Consider the following 21410-nt stretch of genomic DNA (forward strand, 5'->3'; position numbering starts at 1 on the left):
GCATGGATACACGCAATCTCCTCGTCGAACTGTTCGTCGAGGAACTGCCGCCGAAGGCATTGAAGAAGATCGGCGACGCGTTTGCACAGACGCTGTACGCAACGCTGCAATCGCAGGGCCTGCTGGAAAAGGACAGCGTGCTGACGCCGTTCGCTTCGCCGCGCCGTCTCGGCGTACATATCACGAACGTCGCCGACCAGGCCGACGACAAGCAGGTGACGCAGAAACTGATGCCGGTATCGGTTGGCCTTTCCGCCGACGGCAAGGCCACGCCGGCACTGTTGAAGAAATTGTCTGCGCTGGGCGCCGACGAATCGGCAGTCGCCAACCTGAAACGCGAATCCGACGGCAAGGCCGAAGCGCTGTTCTTCCACAGCGTCGTGCAAGGTGCAACACTGGCAGAAGGCCTGCAAAAGGCGCTGGACGACACGCTCGCCAAGCTGCCCATCCCGAAGGTCATGACATATCAACTGGCCGATGGCTGGGACTCGGTGAATTTCGTGCGCCCGGCGCACGGTCTCGTCGCACTGTACGGCAACGACGTGATTCCGGTTTCCGTGCTCGGTCTGAATGCCGGCAGCACGACGCACGGCCATCGCTTCGAAGCCGGCATCGATCCGGTCTACATCCGTCATGCGGATACCTATGCCGATCAACTGGCGAAGGAAGGTGCCGTCATCGCCGGTTTTGCTGAACGCCGCGCCGAGATCGTGCGCCAGTTGCAGGAAGCCGCCGCGAATGCTGGCGACAACTTGAAGCCGATCGAAGACGATGCACTGCTCGATGAAGTGACGGGTCTGGTTGAACGTCCGAACGTGCTGATCGGCCAGTTCGAGGAAAGTTTTCTCGACGTGCCGCAGGAATGCCTGATCCTGACGATGAAGGCGAACCAGAAATACTTCCCGCTGCTGGACGCGGGCGGCAAGCTGACGAACAAGTTCCTGATCGTCTCCAACATCCGGCCGGCCGATGCCAGCGCCGTCATCGGCGGCAACGAGCGCGTCGTGCGCCCGCGCCTGGCCGATGCGAAATTCTTCTTCGACCAGGATCGCAAGAAGACATTGGCATCGCGCGTCGACGGTCTGGCCAAGGTCGTCTATCACAACAAACTCGGCACGCAGGGCGAACGCATTGAACGCGTGCGCGCGATCGCAAAGGCGATTGCCGCCAAACTCGGCGTCGACGCGCAACAGGTCAACAGCGCTGCGCAACTGGCGAAGGCCGACTTGCTGACCGACATGGTCGGCGAGTTCCCGGAACTGCAAGGCATCATGGGCCGTTATTACGCCTTGCACGACGGCCTGCCGGCCGACGTCGCCGACGCGATCGAAGATCATTACAAGCCGCGCTTTGCCGGCGACGAATTGCCGCGCAATGCCGTCGGCACCGTCGTCGCGCTGGCCGACAAGCTGGAAACCCTGATCGGTCTGTTCAGCATCGGCCAGGTGCCGACCGGCGACAAGGATCCTTTCGCACTGCGTCGCCATGCACTCGGTGTGATTCGCATGCTGATCGAAGGCAAGCTCGCCATCGGCATTGATGAACTGATCGCTGCGGCAGAGCAATCTTTCGGAAAAATCGCTGCCGAGCATCGCGATGCCTTGCTGAACTTCATCTTCGATCGCCTCGCCAATACCTTGCGCGAGCAAGGCTACAGCGCACAGGAGATCGACGCCGTGCTGGCATTGCGTCCGCAACGCCTGGCAGACGTCGCCGACCGTCTCGCCGCCGTACGTGCCTTCGCTGCATTGCCTGAAGCCGAAAGTCTCGCTGCCGCCAACAAGCGCGTGACGAACATCCTGAAAAAAGTCGAAGGCGAAGTTGCTGCGAAAGTCGATACGACATTGCTGAAGGAAGAAGCAGAAGCCGCGCTCAATAACACGCTGGCAACCGTGACGCCGCAAGCCGATGCCGCCTTCGACCGCGGTGACTACACCGCCTCGCTGCAAGCACTGGCCGCGCTGAAAACGCCGGTCGATGCCTTTTTCGACGGCGTGATGGTCAATGCCGATGATGCCGCGCTGCGCAACAATCGCCTCGGCCTGCTGGCGACGCTGCATGCGGCGATGAACCGCGTCGCCGATATTTCGCGCCTGGCTTCCTGATCATCAACTCACGAAACGCGATCGTCATGCAGACATCTTCCGAAAAGCGTCCGATGAAACTGATCATCCTCGACCGTGACGGCGTCATCAACTATGACTCGGACGATTTCATCAAATCGCCCGACGAGTGGATTCCGATTCCCGGTTCGCTAGAGGCGATCGCACGTTTGAATCAGGCCGACTATCGCGTGGTTGTCTGCACCAACCAGTCCGGCGTGGCGCGCGGCAAGTTCAACATGATGACGCTGAACGCGATCCATCAGAAGATGCACACGGCAGCGCAGGCGGTCGGCGCCGATATCGATGCCATCTTCTTCTGTCCACATGCAGCGGACGACAATTGCGATTGCCGCAAACCCAAGGCCGGCATGCTGGAAGCGATCGGCAAACGCTTCGACGTCAGTCTGAAAGGCGTGCCGACCGTCGGCGATTCGCTGCGCGATCTGCAGGCAGGCTACATCGTCGGCTGCAAACCCTATCTGGTACTGACCGGCAAGGGCGAAAAGACCAGCGAAAAAGGCGGCCTGCCACCGAGTACGACGACCTATCCAAACCTTGCTGCCGTCGTCGACCATCTGCTGAAACCGGTTGCCGGAGAAAAATAATTCGCGAACGCCGAACGGCGCTTCGCTTGTGGAGATTCGATGTCCAACATTCTGCTGTTTGTCCGTTCGCTACTGTTCGCGCTGATCATGCTGATCGTGACGCCGATCTGGGCACTGGTCTGCTTCGTCTTCGCGCCGTTTCCGTACCGGACGCGCTACTTCGTCACATCGCGCTGGAACGTCTTCATCATCTGGCTCGCGAAGGTGTTGTGCGGTATTCGCTATCAGATCAAGGGCTGGGAAAATCTGCCTGACAGCCCGGCCATCCTGCTGTCGAAACATCAATCGGCATGGGAAACGATCTTCCTGCTGTGGAAGATGCCGCGTCCGCTGGTCTTCGTGCTGAAACGCTCGCTGATCTATATCCCGCTGTTCGGCTGGGCGCTGGCGCTACTGCGCATGATCCCGATCGATCGCAAGAACGGCAAGGATGCGTTCGCACAGGTCGCGCGCGAAGGTCGGCAGCGTCTGCAGGATGGGCAATGGATCATCATGTTCCCGGAAGGCACGCGCATCCCGGTCGGCCAGCAGGGCAAATACAAGATGGGCGGCACGCGCCTGGCGGTGGAAACGGACACCATCGTCGTGCCGATCGCATTGAACGCCGGCGAATGCTGGCCGCGCAACGCCTTCATCAAGCGACCGGGACTGATCACCGTATCGATCGGCAAACCGATCTCGCCGGAAGGCCTCAATGCGGCCGAACTCATGCAGCAGGTTGAAAATTGGATAGAATCCGAAATGCGTGTGATTTCTCCGCACGCCTATCCTGCCGACCAATCAACCCGCTGATACGCCAAGTCCATCCTTGAAGCTGCTGCGCCACACTTCGCCCGATCCGAAACAGCTGTCGCTGCAGCTCGATTTCTTTTCGCCGGACGTTTCCGCGCAGCCGCGCATCGATCAGCCCGCGCCAGTGCAGGAACCGGAAGGTCTGTTCCGACCGGCACCTGCCGCACCGCCTTCGATAAGCGAACCGCCGCGCCCCGTACCGCATGGCAAGCGCCGTGTGCAGATCGGCGAACACGCATTGGACTATGCACTGGTGCGCTCCAAGCGCCGCTCGATCGGTTTCATGATCGACGACGACGGCCTGCGCATCACGGCGCCGAAATGGGTGACGCTGACCGAGATCGAAAACGCCATCCACGAAAAGCAGCGTTGGATCTTCGCCAAGCTGAACGAACGCCGCGAGCGTTCGGCGCGACGTCTGCAGCCGCAGATGGAATGGCGCGACGGCGGCAAGCTGCCTTATCTAGGCAACGACATCACGTTGCGTATCCGCGCGACGCAATCGGCCGGCGCGCTGTACGACGCCGCAGCGAAGGAACTGACGATCTGCCTGCCTGCGGATGCGGGCGAGCAGCAACTGAAGGATCGCGTGCAGGGTTGGCTGCAACTGGAAGCCAAACGCATCTTCGGTGAACGTCTGCCGATCTATGCGGAGAAACTGGGCGTCGACTACCGCTCGTTTGCGCTCTCGTCCGCCACCACGCAATGGGGCTCGTGTACCGCGGACGGCCGCATCCGGCTGAACTGGCGTCTCGTACATTTCGCGCTGCCGCTGATCGATTATGTGATTGCGCACGAACTGTCGCATCTGCGCGAGATGAACCACAGCCCGCGCTTCTGGGCGACCGTGCAATCCATTTTTCCGGAATTCGAGGCGGCGAAGAAGGCGTTGCGTGATCATGCGCCGGAGACGCTGCCGATCTTTTGAAATCGCGTTTCGGAAGGCCTCAATGCAAAACGCGCCTTCGGCGCGTTTTTCTTGTCTGCGTATGCTTATTGCGTTTGCATTACGACGTTTGCCGTGATCGCCTTTTACAGGCTGACGAAATTCTTCTCGTCCTTGCGCTCGATGAATTCCACCTTGTAACCGTCGGGATCTTCGACGAAGGCGATGACGGTCGTGCCGCCCTTGACCGGACCTGCTTCGCGCGTCACCTTGCCGCCCGCCTTCTTGACCTCTTCGCAGGCCTTGTAGGCATCCGGCACGCTGATTGCCATGTGGCCGTAGGCCGTGCCCATCTCGTATTTGTCGACGCCCCAGTTGTACGTCAGTTCGATTTCCGCATGATCCGGATTGTTGCCGTAACCGACGAAAGCCAGGGTGTATTTGTATTCCGGATTCTCTTTCTTGCGCAGCAGTTTCATGCCGAGCACTTTGGTGTAGAAGTCGATCGAACGATCCAGATTGCCGACACGCAGCATGGTATGAAGTAGACGCATGGGAAATCCCCGTAAAAAATCCGAAGACTCGAATTTTATGCCGTTCCGGCATTTGTTGCCGGAAGGCTGATTCAGAGACGATTCGCCAGTGCTACGTAATGTTCGAGCGCGATCGCTTCCGGGCGCAATTGCGGATCGATACCGGCATCGACCAGCGCCGCTTCGTCGAACATGCCCGACAGGCAATTGCGGATCACCTTTCGCCGCTGCGAGAACGCCTGCTGCACGACACGTTCCAGTTTCTGCACGTCGCAAGCCAGCGGCTGTGCCAGCGGAATCATGCGCACGATCGCGGAATCGACTTGCGGCGGCGGATCGAAGGCGGTCGGCGGCACCACGAACATTAGTTCCATGTGATAACGCCATTGCAGCATCACCGACAGGCGTCCATAAGTCTTGCTGCCCGGCTCTGCCACCATGCGTTCGACCACTTCCTTCTGCAACATGAAATGCTGATCCTGCACCTGCGGCGCGATCTGTGCCAGATGAAACAGCAGCGGGCTGGAAATGTTGTACGGCAGGTTGCCGACGACGCGCAGCTTGCGTCCTGCCGGTACCGGAATCGATGCAAAGTCGAACTGCAGCGCATCGGCCGAATGCACGATCAACTTCTTTGGATCGAAGGTTTTCTGCAATCGCGTAACGAGATCGCGATCCAGTTCGACCACATGCAATTGCGCAACTTCGTCGACCAGCAGGCGCGTCATCGCGGCCAGGCCGGGGCCGATCTCGACCATCGTGTCATCCGGTAGCGGATCGATGGCACGAATGATGTCGTGCAGAACGGCATCGTCAGTCAGAAAGTTCTGGCCGAAGCGCTTGCGGGGAATATGTTTCATGAAGACAAAAAACGGTTGAGACAAACAACTTAGGTTGCAGCACCGGAAGCGGCCGCCATCGCCGCGGCAACGCGCATCGCTTCCAGCATGCTGCCATGATCGGACTGGCCGAGACCTGCGGCAGCGAGATCAAGCGCCGTACCGTGGTCGACCGACGTGCGAATAATCGGCAAGCCCAATGTAATGTTGACGCCCAGTCCGAAGCTGGCGTATTTCAGCACCGGCAGTCCCTGGTCGTGGTACATCGCCAGCACACAATCGGCATCCTTCAGATGGCGCTGCTGGAACAGCGTATCGGCCGGATAGGGGCCGCGTGCATCGATACCTTTTTCCTGCGCGGCCAACAGTGCCGGCTGAATAACGTCGATTTCTTCTCGTCCCAGATAGCCGCCCTCGCCTGCATGCGGATTCAGACCGGTGACGAGGATGCGCGGTTGCGCGATGCCGAATTTCTTCTGCAGGTCGGCATGCACAATGGCGAGAATGCTGCCGAGGCTGTCGATGGTGATGGCATCCGCCACGTCCCTCAATGCCAAGTGCGTAGTCGCCAGTGCGACGCGCAACGGCTGCTGCGTGGCGTTCGTCGCCAGCATCATCACGACTTGCGGCGTTGCCGTCTTCTCCGCCAGATATTCGGTATGGCCGGTGAAAGGCACGCCGGCATCATTGATCGTGCTCTTCTGCAGTGGCGCAGTGACGATGGCATCAAAGCGGCCTTGCAGCGCACCGGCGATCGCCACGTCCAGCGTCTGCAGCACTGCACGACCGTTTCGTGCGTCCAGCTGGCCAGCGACGACAGGTGCCGCCAGTGGACAATCGATGACGGCGATGCGATCGCGCGGAAAATCCGGGAAGCCATCGTTCTCGACCGCTTGCACTGAAATCGCGGACAACTGGATTGCCGGATTGATTTCGGCAGCCAGCATGGCGAGAAAAGCAGCATCGCCGATTAGCACGCTGCGGATGTCGCAGCGCGATTCCCACGCGGCACGAATCGAGATTTCCGGACCGATGCCGGCCGGCTCGCCGCAGGTAATGGCAATCGTCGGTCGCTTGCTCATGATGCCTCCCGATTCGGAAAGTAGGCGCGTCGTCTGTTCGGCCGTTGCCTGCGGATTATGAATCGATTACTGATCGTTCAGACGATATTCGACATAGGCTTCATCGCGTACCTGGCGCAGCCAATCCTGCACGGCGCCCTCCAGCTTTTGCGCGCGAATCGCCTGACGCGCTGCAGCACGTTTGCGCTCCTGCGATACGTCGTCGATCTTGCGTTCCTTGACGAGAATCAGGTGATAGCCGAAAGGCGATTCGATCGGCTCGCTGAGCTGGCCGACCGGCAAGGCATCCATCGCGCGCTCGAATTCCGGCACGGTGTCGCCCGGATAGATCCAGCCGAGATCGCCGCCCTTCGCCGCGGATGCGTCATTGGAATACAGGCGCGCCATTTCTTCGAAAGTGGCCGCATGGTTCTCGATACGCTGTTTGATATCCAGCAGCTTGCGCTGCGCATCGGATGCGGAAACCACCTGATTAACCTTGATCAGGATATGCGCGGCATGCGTCTGCTGCACGCTGACCGGCGCCGCGGATGGATCTTCCTGCCCTCCGCGTAACACGCTTGCTGTGCGCCGACCAACCAGCTTGAGAATGTGGAAACCGTTACCGCTCTTGACGACTGGCGCAATCTGTCCCTGCTGCACGTTTTTCACAGCATCGACGAACAGTTGCGGCAGGCGATCCTCCGAACGCCATCCGAGTTCGCCGCCAGACAGACCGTCCGGCGCATCCGAGTAAGCGGTCGCCAGTTTGCTGAAGTCGGTGCCGGCATTCAGTTGCGCGATCACTTCATCGACGCGCTTCTGGCTGGCAGCCAGTTGTTCTTCGGTCGCGTTCTCCGGCACGCGAATCAGGATTTGCGCGATGTTCAATTCCTGCGGCGCCGACGCAGTAGCGTTGTGTGCCGTCAGATAGGCATCGATCTCTGCATCCGATACCTGGATCTTGTTGTCGACTTCAACCTCGCGCAGGCGCTGCATCATCATCTCGTTGCGGATGTCTTCGCGAAAAGCGGAGTACTGCATGCCGTCCTGCTCCAGACGCTGGCGGAATTCCGTCATCGTCATCTTGTTCTGGTCGGCAATGCGCGCGACTGCACGATCGAGCATCGCGTCGTCGACCTTGATGCCGCGCTCTTTCGCCCGCTGCAACTGCGCACGTTCGAGAATCATCCGCTCCAGCAGCTGGCGATGCAGTTGCTCCGGCGGCGGCATCTGCCCACCCTGGCTCTTCAGCCTGTCCTCGATCACCTTCAGGCGCCGCAGGAATTCCTGGCGCGTGATGACGTCGCTGTTGACGACTACCAGGATCGCATCCGACAGTCGAGGCTGCGACCGTGCGGCAGGCTTGGCTGCATCCTGCGCATGGGCCAGCACCGGCAGGCAGCACGCGAACATCGCGGTCGCCAGTAATTGGCAACTGCGCGACAGGTAATTCTGAATACGGGTCATCGGATCGAAAGTACGCATGATTTACATACCGGAATGGTTGGTATCGGATTGGTTGCTGATAGGCTGATAGCCCGGAATGCTGCTGCGCAGCGCCGACAGCGGGTCGGAACCCAGCTTCGCCAGGCCGCTCAGCTCCAGCTGGAAGAACAGACTGGAATTGGATTCGCCGGTCGACGTCGGAATGCGCTGTGCAACGACACGGAAAATCCAGCAGTCGGCCTTGTATTCGAGGCCCAGGAGACCTTCGGACAGGCCGTTGGCGGGCGGCACATTCAATGGCCTCGTATTGCGTTCCGCATAGTTGTTGTCCAGCGAATAATTGACGCGCGCCACACCGTACCAGCGGTCGGCGATCGGCCACTGTCCTGAGACATCGATCTGGCGCAGTTCGTTCGGCACGTCGATGCGGTAGCTGAGGTTCAACACCTTCTTCGGTTCCGGCCGCCAGCTCATCGTGTAATTGGCACGCGTCACATCCTTCTGCGTCGCGCTGTACTGGATCGTCGCCTCCGCACTCAACTTCTCGGAAAACCGGACTGCAGCGGATGCCAAGAGGTCGGACTTGGTGTCGTTGTTCGAAACCTGGTTCGGCAGCGTCACGCGCTGGTCTTCGAAATAGAAGCGCTGGCCGATCGCCAGTCGCATACGCTCTGCGCCGTTCGCTTCCAGATAGCGCGTTACCAGCGCCGCCGTCAACTGATTTGCATCGCTGATGCGATCGTAGCCGACGAAACGGTTTTCGCTGAAGATCTGGGCGAAGCTCAAGTCGGCTTCACCGGTATCGAAGATCGGCGTACGGCTCTGATCGCGATATGGCGTCTTCACGTAAAACAGGCGCGGCTCAAGCGTCTGCGTCATGCTATTGCCGAACAAGCTCGCCTCGCGCTCGAAAACCAGGCCGCTGTCCAGAGAGAAAGTCGGCAACGCATATCCGGGGCTGGAATCGTATGTCAGTCCATTGTTGAACTGCGCTTCCGTATTCTGCAGGTTGTAGCTGGTGGCGGTCAGCGATACTTTCGGCGTGATGAAATAGCTGGGGCGGACGATCGGATAGGAAACCGATGGATTCACGACGAAGCGGTCGCCGCGCACATAGTCGGGATGCCAGAAACTGGTGGCCTGCACGGTCGTCGACCAGTCGAAACCGCCGACGTCGTATTGCCGTCCACTCCACGTCAATTGCGGCAAACGGTCATACGGCCGGGAAATCGGCGCATCCGGATCCTGCAGCACCTGATAGTTCGACGCACGCGCAGTAGCGGTCCAGAAACTGCCTTTGTAGCTGAAGTTCAAATCCCGCAACAGCAAGCGTTCGGTGCTGGTCGCCAAGTTTTGCGAAAAATCGCTTGGATAGTCGTCGTCCGAAGCCCCGTTCAAATTCCAGGAAAACGATGCCTGCGGCGTCAGCGTTTGGCGATGCTGCGACGAAATCGAGTAGCGATTGGTATGCGTCTCGCGGTCGTTGCCGAGATATTCGAACTTGGTTTCGCCCGAATAGTCGTAGCCCAGGTAACGCGCATCGCCGCCGATCATCAGGCCGCGGCGCGCAATGTAACGCGGCGACAGCGTGAAATCGCGATTGGGCGCGATATTGAAGTAATACGGCGTCATGATTTCCAGACCGCCGCGGCTCGACGTACCGATGCTGGGCGGCAGGAAGCCCGACTTGCGCGCGTCGGACAACGGGAAGGAAATGTACGGCGTGCCGATGATGGGCACATCCTTGAAATAGATGACGGCGCCATTTGCCGTACCGGTGTCCAGCCCCTTGTCGAAGGTCATCGTGCTGGACTTCAGGTACCAGTCTGGATCGGGGCCCTCGCAGGTGCTGTAGGTCGCGGTGGAAACCCTGGCACGTTCCTGCGATTCGAAATCGAGACGATCCGCCACGCCATGCGCGTTGTTCGCCTTCATGTGATAGGTCGGATTCTCGACGTACCCTTCGCCCGTATCCATCTTCAGGCGCATCTTGTCGCCGGTATAGCGGTCGCCGAAACGCGTCATGCGGACATTGCCGCTGGCCTCGACCTCGTCTTCCTCGATCCAGTAGGTGGCATGGTCGGAATTGACCGTCGTCTCGCCGCGCGTGATTTCGACGTCGCGCTCCAGCACGATTTCGCGATCGGGCCGGCCCGTCATCTGTTCGGCGCTGACATTGGTCGGCGCCTGATCGTCCGATGCCTGGCGCTCTGCGGCGGTCTGCGCGACCGCCGGCATGGCAACTGCCGCAACCGTCAACGACATCGCCAATCGCCGGGGGAAAAATGATGCAAACAGCCAGGTCATGAAAATAAGTTTTTGAGTACCATCGCTGGCGATTTTCCGACGATTCTGAATTGAATCCCTTATTATATGGGAACTCACCGTCCATAAACCGGATTAGCTTTTCCCCTCATGTCTGTCTCCCCACGCCCCGATTCCACCGAAGACGCCCGTCTGACCGAGCTGCAACACTGGCTCGCGTCGCTGACCGCCCCGCAACTTGCCGTATCCTCGCTGCGCCCCGCTTCCTCTGATGCCAGCTTTCGCCGCTATTTCCGCGTAGGCGGCGCCGATGGCGCCAGCTATATCGCAATGGATGCGCCACCGCCGCAGGAAGACGTGCGGCCGTTCGTCCACGTCGCCGGCGTGCTGGCCGAAACCGGTGTCTCGGTTCCCGGCATCCTGGCGCAGGACGTCGAACGCGGCTTTCTGCTGCTGACCGACCTCGGCTCGACCACCTATTTGCAACTGCTGAATCCCGACAACGCGCACAAGCTGTACATGGATGCCATCGAAGCACTCGTACTGATGCAGGCGCGCAGCCAGCCGGATGTGTTGCCCGAATACGATCGTGCGCTGCTGCTGCGCGAACTGAAGCTGTTCCCCGAGTGGTATGTCGGCCGTCATCTCGGCGTGACGATGACGGAAAAGCAGACCGCTGCACTCGACAAGATTTTCGAACTGCTGCTGGCCAACAACCTCGCCCAACCGCAAGTCTATGTGCATCGCGACTACCATTCGCGCAATCTGATGGTGCTGCCCAAAGGCAATCCGGGCATTCTGGATTTCCAGGACGCCGTCTATGGCCCCATCACCTACGATCTCGTCTCTCTGCTGCGCGATGCCTATGTGCAATGGGATGAGGAAATCGTGCTCGACTGGACCATCCGCTACTGGGAACATGCCCGCCGCGCCGGCCTGCCGGTCAATCCGGATATCGACGCCTTCTACCGCGATTTCGAATGGATGGGGCTGCAGCGCCACCTGAAGGTACTGGGCATTTTCGCCCGCCTGTATCACCGCGACGGCAAGGACGGCTATCTGAAGGACCTGCCGCTCGTGATGGAATACACGCGCAAGGTCGCCTATCGTTACAAGGAACTGGCGCCGCTGGTCAGGCTGCTCGACGAACTGGAAAACAAGGCACCCCAGGTCGGCTATACGTTCTGAGGCACTGCGCCTCGACCTTCGCATTTACTTCGCCATCACTTACCGCGACAGAAAATGAAAGCAATGATCTTCGCCGCCGGACGCGGCGAACGCATGCGCCCGCTGACCGATAGCTGCCCCAAGCCGCTGCTGAAAGTGCGCGGCCGGCCATTGATCGTCTGGCACATCCTGAATCTGGTGCGCGCCGGCATTACCGACATCGTCATCAACCATGCGCATCTCGGCCACCTGATCGAAGAAACGTTGGGCGATGGCTCACAATTCGGTGCACGCCTTTCCTATTCGCCGGAAGGCACGGCGCTGGAAACGGCCGGCGGCATCGCCCTGGCACGCCATCTGCTCGGCGACGAACCGTTCGTTGCCCTTGCAGCGGACATCTACTGCCCCCATTTCGATTTCGAGCAGGTCAAAAATGTGCTGGAAGACAACGACGTCTGGGGCAACCCGCATCCGATCGATCAGCGCGACGTCGCCTGGTTGTACCTGGTGAAGAATCCGGCGCACAATCCCAAAGGGGATTTTGCGTTGCACAGCTTTTCCATCGCCAACGAAGGCGAACCGCGCTACACGTTCTCCGGCATCGGTGTCTACCGGCCATCGATGTTCGACAGTATCGCCGCTGGCGAAACCGCCAAGCTGGCTCCGCTGCTGCGCGAATATGCGGCGCGCGGCCAAGTGGGCGGCGAACTGTATCGCGGTGCCTGGACCGACGTCGGCACGCCGGAACGTCTGGAACAATTGAACGCGCCATTGACAGGAAGAACATGATGAACTTCAAGGTTTACGCCGATCGACGTGCAGCGCTGCTCAAGCAGATGCAGGCCAAGGGCGGCGGCATCGCCATCGTGCCGACCGCGCCCGAAGTCATGCGTAATCGCGATGCCGATTACCCGTACCGTCACGACAGTTATTTCTACTATCTCTCCGGCTTCACCGAACCGGAAGCCGTCATCGTGCTGGTTTGCGGCGAACATGCAAATCAATCCATCCTGTTCTGCCGCGAAAAGAATCTGGAGCGCGAAATCTGGGATGGTTTCCGCTACGGCCCCGAAGCCGCGCGCGAAGCGTTCGGCTTCGACGTCGCCTATCCGATCGGCGCGCTTGATGTCGAATTGCCGAAGCTGATGGCCGATGCGCCAGCGCTGTTCTATGCGCTCGGCAATAGCGAGAAACTCGATGCGCAGGTGCAGCGCTGGCTGCAAGACGTGCGCAATCAGGCGCGCGCCGGCGTCGTACCACCCGCTTCTGCCTACGATATTCAAGTGTTGCTGGACGAAATGCGGCTGAAGAAGGATGCGACCGAGATCGACATCATGCAGCGTTCTGCAGATATCGCCGCCGCTGCGCATCGCCGGGCCATGCGCGTCGCCCGGCCCGGCTTGCGCGAATATCATCTGGAAGCCGAAATCCTGCACGAATTCCGCAACAACGGTTCACAGTTCCCGGCCTATGGCTCCATCGTCGCCACCGGCGCCAATGCCTGCGTTCTGCATTACCGCGCCAGCGATGCCGAACTGAAGGATGGCGACCTCGTGCTGATCGATGCCGGCTGCGAACTGGATAGTTACGCGTCCGACATCACGCGCACGTTTCCCGCCAACGGCAAGTTTTCGGGACCGCAGAAGGAACTGTACGAAATCGTGCTCGCCGCGCAAGCTGCCGCCATCGCGGAGATTGCACCCGGCAAACGCTTCATGGACGGCCATGACGCCGCCGTCAAAGTGCTGGCGCAAGGCATGCTCGATACCGGCCTGCTCGACAAGACCAAGGTTGGCTCGCTGGACAGCGTCATCGAAACCCGCGCCTACAGCCAGTTCTACATGCATCGCACCGGTCACTGGCTCGGCATGGACGTGCACGACGTCGGCGACTATCGCGACGCCTATCTGAACGGCAATGAACGACCATGGCGCACGCTGCAGCCCGGCATGATCCTGACGGTCGAACCCGGCATCTACGTACGGCCTGCCGAAGGCGTACCCGAGCAATACTGGAACATCGGTATCCGCATCGAGGACGATGCACTGGTAACGGAAAACGGCGTGCATATCCTGAGCGCGGCCGCACCCAAAACCGTGGCCGATATCGAAGCCCTGATGCAGCAGTAAGCCATGCACCTCGATTACGACATCGCGATTTGCGGCGCCGGCCCTGTTGGCCTAGCGCTGGCGGCCTTGCTCGTTGAATATGGCATGGCACCGCATCGCATCGCCGTCATCGATGCGCGCAGCGCCGAACAGAGCGCACGTGACCCGCGTTCGATTGCGCTTTCCTACGGCAGCCGTCAACTGCTCGAAACGGCACAGGCGTGGCCCGCCGGTACGACGCCTATCCATCAGATCCATGTGTCGCGGCGCGGCCATTTCGGCCGTACGCTGATCGATCGCGATGATTACGCGCTGCCTGCGCTTGGCTATGTCTGCCGCTATGGCGCCATCGTTTCCGCATTGGATGCGCGAGCAGCCTCGCTTGGCATTGCAGCGATCCGCCCAGCATCCGTGCTGGGCATCACGGAAACGCCCGATGCCGCCACCGTACACTTCAGCGAACGCAACGACCTGCATGCCGCCATCGTGGTGCAGGCCGAAGGCGGCGTCTTCTCCGATCAAACCCGCAAGGCGTTGCATCGCGATTACGACCAGACCGCGATCGTCTCGCATGTCACGGCCAGCGCAGCGATTGCGCATCGCGCTTTCGAACGCTTCACCGATGAAGGACCACTCGCATTGCTGCCGCAGGGTGACGGCTATGCGCTGGTCTGGTGTGCCCGTCCGCAAACGACAGCACGCCTGCTGGCGCTGGACGATCGCCATTTCCTTGCCGAACTGGGACAGGCATTCGGCACGCGCCTCGGCACCTTCATATCTTGCACACCGCGCCATGCCTTCCCGCTCGGACTGAACGCCCATGCGCCTTCCACCGCGCGCACGATCGCAATCGGCAACGCTGCGCAAACGCTGCACCCGGTCGCGGGACAAGGACTCAATTTGGGATTGCGCGATGCGGTCACGCTGGCTCGTGCATTGTCGCAACAGGCGCAGCCTGCCGCATTGCAGGAATTCGCCCAACAACGCCAACCTGACCGCAATCTCACGATTCATCTGACCGATCTGATGGCACGCGTTTTCGCCAGTGCGCCGGCGGGCAGCCTGTCGCAAACACTGCTGGGCTTGTCGCTGGGTCTGGCCGACGGCATTCGTCCGGCCAAACAATTATTGGCGGAACAGATGATGTTCGGGCGGCGCGGCTGAGTCCTTAATGAGTTATAAAAAATCCGCCCTTGAGGCGGATTTTTTATCGCTGAAGCGATGTATGCACACTACGTGAATGCGACGCAGATACGACTTAGTAAATATGAATACCTGCGTCGAATCGAATGAATCAGATAATCGGCAAACGCTCAGGTTCCGACTTCCGCGCGCTGGAATTCGGCCCAGTCCACCTGTGCCGCCATCCGGGAGCCGCCATCGGTCATCGTATCGAAGCAGCGTGCCTTGGTCGACTGAATTGCATCGATCAGGAAATCAGCATCGTAAGCTTTCAGCAGATGCGATTGATGCATTTCCATGTATTTCTTGATGCGATCGCGTTCGCAATCCAGGCTTTGCAGGCCGTGGAACGTTTCATCATCCCAATGCCAGCTCAGACCCAGCTCATAGAAAGCCGCGTTATACGCAGCGAGATGGCAGGCAACGGCGTCACGAATCGGGCATTGCTCAAGTGCGGTATTGATCATTGCACTCTCCTTCAAATTAGGATGTCTGTCTTTTGCGGAACCAGTCCGCAACACATGGTTTTGCAGACTTCAGATGCATCCTATGCCCATTATGGTATTACGGATAGTTAAAGTATTTAATGCGAACCATAATTCATAGAAAATGATTGGCAGACTATAATTTCTCCAAGAGAAGAAAAATCCCCTTTAATTACAGTCACTTATAACGTATATATCAAGTCGATCGATATGAATCGCCGCGATTTTCCTCCGCTATCGCCACCACAATAACCTTATAGGTGTCGGCAATTTGCATCACTTTGCCGTCCTATTCTTTCCCGCCAGGAAAACAATTCAGGAAATCGTGTCGCCTGCTGTGTCAACGTCGTCGAACACAATTCGGTCTGCGCCGCTCAGCAGCAGAAAATGACGCCCGCTGCAGCGGGCAAATAACGACATCTTCAACCGCTCTGCCACCATGTGCCCCATTTGCGTCGCACCCGAACGCGAGAGCAGGAATGGAATGCCCATCTGCGCACCTTTCATCACCATCTCGGATGTCAAACGGCCGGTCGTATAGAAAACCTTGTCGTCGCCCCCCATGCCGTCGTACCACATCCGGCCTGCAATCGCATCGACGGCATTATGACGTCCGACATCCTCGGCAAAGTGAATCAATTCGCCTTCGGCGGAAAACAGCGCACAGCCATGCACAGAGCCCGCCTGCTTGTAGACCGAGCGATGCGTTCGCACAGTTTCAATAATCCTGTACAACGTCGATTGCTTCAGGCGCGCATCTGCCGGTAGCGTGATGGCGTCAACTGCATCCATCCATCCACCGAATACGGTGCCCTCGCCGCTGCCGGTCGTCACGGTGCGTTCTGCCGTGCGTGCTTCGATATCGGCAATGCCGTTGCGCGTCACGACCACTGCCGCTTCCACATCCCAATCCACCTGGACAGACAGAATGTCTTCGATGTTCGCGATCAGGCGTTGATTACGCAAATAGCCCAGCGTCAGCGCTTCAGGAGCACCGCCCAGCGTCATCAACGTCACCAGTTCGCGTTTGTCGACATAGATGGTCAACGGCTGTTCCGCAGGGATGGCGATCGTCGAAGCACGTCCCCGCTCATCCATGACTTCGACGTCATGCGTCAATTTGCGGACAGCGTTGGAAAGAATAGGACGAGCATTCATAGACTAAGAAAAGAAGTATCTGTAAATCACGGGCAGACGATGGACGAACGCCATGCTATCCCAGAATGAAACAACCGGCACTGGCTTTGCAGCCAGTGCCGGTTGTCGATTACTACAACTGCAGTGAAGCAGTCGATCAGTTGGCAGCTGCCATGCCGTTGGTCAGATTGGCCAATGCCTGACCACCGCCGTAGCTGGACTGCACCGGAGGTGTACCGCCCAGAGTGATGCGGATTGCGCAGTACTTGAATTCCGGAATCTTGCCGAACGGATCCAGCGCTGCATTCGTCAGACGGTTGATCGCTGCTTCGTAGTAGCAGAACGGTACGAAGACTGCGCCGCGCGGCGAGCTGTCATCCGCACGTGCATACAACGACACTTGGCCACGACGCGATTCCAGCGTGATCAGATCGCCCGGCTTGCCGCCCATCGCAACCAGATCCAGCGGGTGGATCAGCGCGATCGGATCCGGCTCGATCGAATCCAGCACCGTCGCACGACGCGTCATGCTGCCGGTGTGCCAGTGTTCCAGCTGGCGGCCGGTGATCAGCACCATCGGATACTCGGTGTCCGGACGCTCGTTTGCCGGGATGATGTCGGCAGGGACGAAGCGTGCACGACCCGTTTCGCGCGGGAAGCTGTCGACAAACACGACTGGATCGCCCGGATCGCCTTCTTTCTCGCAGGGATAGACAACCGCATCTTCACGTTCCAGACGATCCCACGTGATACCGGCAATGCTCGGCATCGTGTGACGCATTTCGTCGAACACTTCCGACACGTGCTTGTAGTTCCAGTCGCAACCCAGACGTTGGCCCATCTGCTGGATGATCCACAGATCCTGCTTGGCATCGCCCGGCGGATTCACTGCCTGGCGGCCCATCTGCACGATACGGTCGGTGTTGGTGAACGTACCGGTCTTTTCCGGGAACGCGCTGGCCGGCAGGATGACGTCTGCCAGATAAGCGGTCTCGGTCAGGAAGATATCCTGCACGACGAGGTGATCCAGCGTCGCCAGTGCTTCACGCGCGTGGTTTGCGTCCGGATCCGACATCGCCGGGTTTTCACCCTGCACGTACAGACCGCGAATCTTGCCGTCGGTGATCGCATGCATGATTTCGACCACGGTCAAACCCGGGTTCGGATCGAGCTGCTCGACCGGCATCTTCCATGCCTTCGCGAAGTTGGCGCGAACCTTCTCGTCGGTAACCGGCTGGTAATCCGGGTACACCATCGGGATCAGACCGGCATCGGAAGCACCTTGCACGTTGTTCTGGCCGCGCAACGGATGCAGACCCGTACCCGGACGACCGATCTGACCGGTCATCAGTGCCAGCGCGATCAGGCAGCGTGCATTGTCGGTACCGTGAACGTGCTGCGATACGCCCATGCCCCACAGGATGATCGAAGCCTTCGACGTCGCATACAGACGCGCGACATAGCGCAGCGTTTCCGCATCGATGCCGCAGATCGGCGCCATCAGTTCAGGCGTGTAGCCTTCGACGTTCTTGCGCAGTTCTTCGTAACCGATGGTGCGGCTTTCAATGAAGTCCTTGTCGACCAGATTCTCGGTGACGATGACGTTCATCATCGCGTTCAGCATCGCGACGTCGGTATCGGCCTTGAACTGCATGAAGCGATGTGCAATGCGCGACATTTCCGAACGGCGCGGATCGCAGACGATCAGCTTGGAACCGTTACGCACGGCATTCTTGATCCAGGTTGCAGCAACCGGGTGGTTGACGGTCGGGTTCGCGCCGATGACGACGATCACTTCCGCCTTCGTCACATCCATCACCGGATTCGACACGGCGCCGGAACCGATACCTTCCAGCAGCGCAACAACCGACGATGCGTGGCACAGGCGCGTGCAGTGGTCGACGTTGTTGCTGCCGAAACCGGTACGCACGAGTTTCTGGAACAGATACGCTTCTTCGTTCGAGCCCTTGGCCGAACCGAAACCGGCCAGCGCCTTCTTGCCATGCGTGTCGCGAATTTCAACGAACTTGCCGGCGGCAGCAGCCAGGGCTTCTTCCCAGGTTGCTTCGCGGAAGACTTCCATCACGCGATCCGGATCCATTTCGAAGTCGCCTTTTTTCGGCGCATCCGCGCGGCGGATCAGCGGCTTGGTCAGACGATGCGGGTGATGCGCATAGTCGAAGCCGTAGCGGCCCTTGACGCACAGACGTGCATGGTTGGCCGGGCCATCGCGGCCTTCGACGTACAGAATCTTGTTGTCCTTGACGTTATAGGTCAGCTGGCAACCGACGCCGCAATACGGGCAGACGGAATCGACCTGCTTGTCCGGCACGTTCAAGCCAACATCGCGTGCCGGCATCAGCGCGCCGGTCGGGCAAGCCTGGACGCATTCGCCGCAGGCGACGCAAGTCGATGCGCCCATCGGATCGTCCATGTCGAACACGATCTTCGCGTGATCGCCGCGGAAAGCCAGGCCGATGACGTCGTTGACTTGTTCGTCGCGGCAGGCACGCAAGCAGCGCGTGCACTGGATGCAGGCGTCGAGGTTGACGCTGATCGCAGGATGGGAGAAATCCGGCGGCGTCTGTTCGCGCGGCGAGAAGCGCGGCTTACCGACCTTCATCTTCTCGGCCCAGTAATCCACTTCGTTGTTGCGCGTGTATTCGGTTTCCGGCATGTCCGACGACAGCAGTTCCAGCACCATCTTCTGTGCGGCAACCGCGCGATCGCTTTCGGTGTTGACCTTCATGCCGTTGGCCGGATTGCGGCAGCAGGACGGTGCCAGCACGCGTTCGCCATTGATTTCGACGACGCAGGCGCGGCAGTTACCGGCCGTGTCCATGCCTTCCTTGTAGCACAGGTGCGGAACCTCGATGCCTTCGCGCTTGGCGATCTCCAAGATCGTGTCCGTCGCGCGGCCGGTCACTTCGCGGCCGTTCAGTTCGAAGGTTACGGTCGGCACATCCAGTTGTGCCAGTTCGTTTCGGGTAATTGCGTTCATTTTCAGTTCACCTTATTCCGTAGCGGCTCAAGCCAACTCATGCGGGAAATACTTGACGACACAGTCGACCGGATTCGGCGCAGCCTGGCCCAGACCGCAGATCGATGCGTCACGCATGACTTGCGACAACTCTTCCAGCAGGCCCGTATCCCACTTCTCTTTCTTGATCAGGTCGGCCGTCTTGGCAGTGCCGACGCGGCACGGCGTGCACTGACCGCAGGATTCGTGCTTGAAGAATTCCATCATGTTACGTGCTGCCTGTACCGCGGTGTCCTTGTCGGACAGCACGATGACTGCAGCCGAGCCGATGAAGCATCCATACGGTTGCAACGTATCGAAGTCCAGCGGGATATCGTTCATCGTCGCCGGCAGAATGCCGCCCGATGCACCACCCGGCAGATAGCCGTAGAACTTGTGACCATCGGCCATGCCGCCGCAGAATTCGTCGATCAGTTCCTGGATCGAAACACCTGCCGGTGCCAGCTTGACGCCCGGGTTCTTCACGCGGCCGGATACCGAATACGAACGCAGGCCCTTGCGGCCGTTACGACCGTGCGACGTAAACCATTCGCCGCCCTTTTCCAGAATCTCACGTACCCAGTACAGCGTTTCGAAGTTGTGTTCCAGCGTCGGACGGCCGAACAGGCCGACTTGCGCCACATACGGCGGACGCAGACGCGGCATGCCACGCTTGCCTTCGATCGATTCGATCATCGCGGATTCTTCACCGCAGATATAGGCACCGGCGCCGCGGCGCAGATGGATTTCCGGCATGTTCGGAATCGGCGGATGCGCTTTCAGCTTGTCCAGCTCTGCCTGCAGCATCGTGCGGCAGCCATGGTATTCGTCACGCAGATAAATGTAGATCGTTTCGATGCCGACGGCCCATGCGGCAATCAGCATGCCTTCGAGGAAACGATGCGGATCGCGTTCCAGATAAACGCGATCCTTGAACGTGCCTGGTTCACCTTCGTCGATGTTGACGGCCATCAGGCGCGGACCTTTTTCGTTGCGCACGATGCGCCATTTGCGACCGGCCGGGAAACCCGCACCGCCGAGACCGCGCAGACCCGAATCTTCCATCGTCTTCAGCACGGATTCGACATCGCGTTCGCCGCTGATGCATTTCTTCACCAGCTCGTAGCCGCCAGCTTTCGTGTATTCGGCGAAATCGACGATCTCGCCAGCCGGCTGCGTCAATTGATTGTTGCCGACGGCGGCTTCCACTGCTTCCGTCGTCGCATGAATGATCGGGTTCTGGTGCACGACAGCAACCGGCGCCTGCTCGCAACGACCAACGCAAGGTGCTGCGATCACGCGCACTTCCTTGCCGAGGATCTTCGGCAGCTTGGCCAGCAGATCCTTCGCGCCGGCCATTTCGCACGACAGGCCGTCGCAGACGCGTACGGTCAATGCCTGCGGTGCGGTATCGCCTTCTTTAACGATATCGAAATGATGATAGAAACTCGCAACTTCATAAACCTCGGTCTGCGCCAGACGCATTTCCTTGGCCAATGCAGCCAGATGTGCGGAAGATAGATGACCGAACTTGTCCTGGATCTTGTGCAGATGCTCGATCAGAAGATCAGGCTGGCGCGATTCCTCGCCCAGCAACGCCTGCACTTCTTCCAGCGCGACCGGATCTACCCGGCGTCCTTTCGGCGCTTGCCGCTTCCGCTCTTTCGTGTTGACGACTTCCTGCACTGCAATTGGAATGACTTTGTGGTTCATGATTGTTCCTAAATCAGCGTACAAACTTGGAAAGCCGCGACTTTCCAAATACCGTTTTCATGCC

At 59.3% G+C, this 21410-nt stretch carries 17 protein-coding genes; 8 read left to right on the forward strand and 9 right to left on the reverse strand.

What is annotated here, in order from left to right:
- Window positions 1–2: 2 nt before the first annotated feature.
- Genes glyS through ACO1VH_RS11660 form a run of 4 tightly spaced genes read left to right on the forward strand, consistent with a single transcriptional unit; the run spans window position 3 to window position 4430 of the window.
- Window positions 3–2105: a glycine--tRNA ligase subunit beta gene (gene glyS / locus ACO1VH_RS11645; protein ID WP_486244657.1), complete on the forward strand. Its 2103-nt coding sequence runs from the start codon at window positions 3–5 to the stop codon at window positions 2103–2105.
- Between the two features lie 53 nt (window positions 2106–2158).
- The gene (gene gmhB / locus ACO1VH_RS11650; protein ID WP_486244658.1) at window positions 2159–2710 is read left to right on the forward strand and encodes a D-glycero-beta-D-manno-heptose 1,7-bisphosphate 7-phosphatase; all 552 of its coding nucleotides are present in this window, start codon (window positions 2159–2161) and stop codon (window positions 2708–2710) included.
- A 39-nt stretch (window positions 2711–2749) separates the two neighbouring features.
- Window positions 2750–3502: a lysophospholipid acyltransferase family protein gene (locus ACO1VH_RS11655; RefSeq protein ID WP_486244633.1), complete on the forward strand. Its 753-nt coding sequence runs from the start codon at window positions 2750–2752 to the stop codon at window positions 3500–3502.
- 16 nt (window positions 3503–3518) lie between these two features.
- Window positions 3519–4430: a M48 family metallopeptidase gene (locus ACO1VH_RS11660; protein ID WP_486244634.1), complete on the forward strand. Its 912-nt coding sequence runs from the start codon at window positions 3519–3521 to the stop codon at window positions 4428–4430.
- 104 nt (window positions 4431–4534) lie between these two features.
- On the opposite strand, the gene gloA is transcribed toward ACO1VH_RS11660, so the two are convergent.
- The 5 genes from gloA to ACO1VH_RS11685 all read right to left on the reverse strand — a co-directional run bounded on the left by gloA (window position 4535) and on the right by ACO1VH_RS11685 (window position 10535).
- The gene (gloA, locus tag ACO1VH_RS11665) at window positions 4535–4942 is read right to left on the reverse strand and encodes a lactoylglutathione lyase (RefSeq protein ID WP_486244635.1); all 408 of its coding nucleotides are present in this window, start codon (window positions 4940–4942) and stop codon (window positions 4535–4537) included.
- 71 nt (window positions 4943–5013) lie between these two features.
- Entirely contained in the window at window positions 5014–5781 is a 768-nt protein-coding gene (rsmA, locus tag ACO1VH_RS11670; RefSeq protein ID WP_486244636.1) for a 16S rRNA (adenine(1518)-N(6)/adenine(1519)-N(6))-dimethyltransferase RsmA, read from the reverse strand.
- Between the two features lie 29 nt (window positions 5782–5810).
- Window positions 5811–6842, reverse strand: a complete 1032-nt coding sequence (gene pdxA / locus ACO1VH_RS11675; RefSeq protein WP_486244637.1) for a 4-hydroxythreonine-4-phosphate dehydrogenase PdxA — start codon at window positions 6840–6842, stop codon at window positions 5811–5813.
- A 66-nt stretch (window positions 6843–6908) separates the two neighbouring features.
- Window positions 6909–8309, reverse strand: a complete 1401-nt coding sequence (locus ACO1VH_RS11680; protein WP_486244638.1) for a peptidylprolyl isomerase — start codon at window positions 8307–8309, stop codon at window positions 6909–6911.
- Between the two features lie 3 nt (window positions 8310–8312).
- Window positions 8313–10535, reverse strand: coding sequence for an LPS-assembly protein LptD (locus tag ACO1VH_RS11685; protein ID WP_486244639.1), 2223 nt, complete (start codon window positions 10533–10535; stop codon window positions 8313–8315).
- A 150-nt stretch (window positions 10536–10685) separates the two neighbouring features.
- On the opposite strand from ACO1VH_RS11685, the gene ACO1VH_RS11690 reads away from it, so the two are divergent.
- From ACO1VH_RS11690 to ACO1VH_RS11705, 4 genes are read left to right on the forward strand one after another with little or no spacing between them, the layout of a single operon-like run.
- The gene (locus ACO1VH_RS11690) at window positions 10686–11723 is read left to right on the forward strand and encodes an aminoglycoside phosphotransferase family protein (RefSeq protein WP_486244640.1); all 1038 of its coding nucleotides are present in this window, start codon (window positions 10686–10688) and stop codon (window positions 11721–11723) included.
- A gap of 54 nt (window positions 11724–11777) precedes the next feature.
- Window positions 11778–12491 (forward strand): N-acetylmuramate alpha-1-phosphate uridylyltransferase MurU, encoded by a 714-nt coding sequence (gene murU / locus ACO1VH_RS11695; protein ID WP_486244641.1) that lies wholly within the window; start codon window positions 11778–11780, stop codon window positions 12489–12491.
- On the forward strand, window positions 12488–13831 hold the full coding sequence (locus ACO1VH_RS11700; RefSeq protein WP_486244642.1) for an aminopeptidase P N-terminal domain-containing protein: 1344 nt from the start codon (window positions 12488–12490) through the stop codon (window positions 13829–13831). The genes murU and ACO1VH_RS11700 overlap by 4 nt, the downstream gene beginning before the upstream one ends.
- Window positions 13832–13834: 3 nt before the next feature.
- Complete coding sequence (locus tag ACO1VH_RS11705; protein WP_486244643.1) at window positions 13835–14974, forward strand: UbiH/UbiF/VisC/COQ6 family ubiquinone biosynthesis hydroxylase; 1140 nt, start codon at window positions 13835–13837, stop codon at window positions 14972–14974.
- 149 nt (window positions 14975–15123) lie between these two features.
- On the opposite strand, the gene ACO1VH_RS11710 is transcribed toward ACO1VH_RS11705, so the two are convergent.
- From ACO1VH_RS11710 to ACO1VH_RS11725, 4 genes are all read right to left on the reverse strand, one after another.
- On the reverse strand, window positions 15124–15459 hold the full coding sequence (locus tag ACO1VH_RS11710) for an HAD family hydrolase (protein ID WP_486244644.1): 336 nt from the start codon (window positions 15457–15459) through the stop codon (window positions 15124–15126).
- Window positions 15460–15792: 333 nt separating this feature from the next.
- Window positions 15793–16635: a formate dehydrogenase accessory sulfurtransferase FdhD gene (locus tag ACO1VH_RS11715; RefSeq protein ID WP_486244645.1), complete on the reverse strand. Its 843-nt coding sequence runs from the start codon at window positions 16633–16635 to the stop codon at window positions 15793–15795.
- Between the two features lie 136 nt (window positions 16636–16771).
- Window positions 16772–19615, reverse strand: coding sequence for a formate dehydrogenase subunit alpha (gene fdhF / locus ACO1VH_RS11720; protein ID WP_486244646.1), 2844 nt, complete (start codon window positions 19613–19615; stop codon window positions 16772–16774).
- A gap of 27 nt (window positions 19616–19642) precedes the next feature.
- Window positions 19643–21346: an NADH-ubiquinone oxidoreductase-F iron-sulfur binding region domain-containing protein gene (locus tag ACO1VH_RS11725; protein ID WP_486244647.1), complete on the reverse strand. Its 1704-nt coding sequence runs from the start codon at window positions 21344–21346 to the stop codon at window positions 19643–19645.
- Window positions 21347–21410: the final 64 nt, after the last annotated feature.

This window comes from Oxalicibacterium sp. (assembly GCF_057353965.1).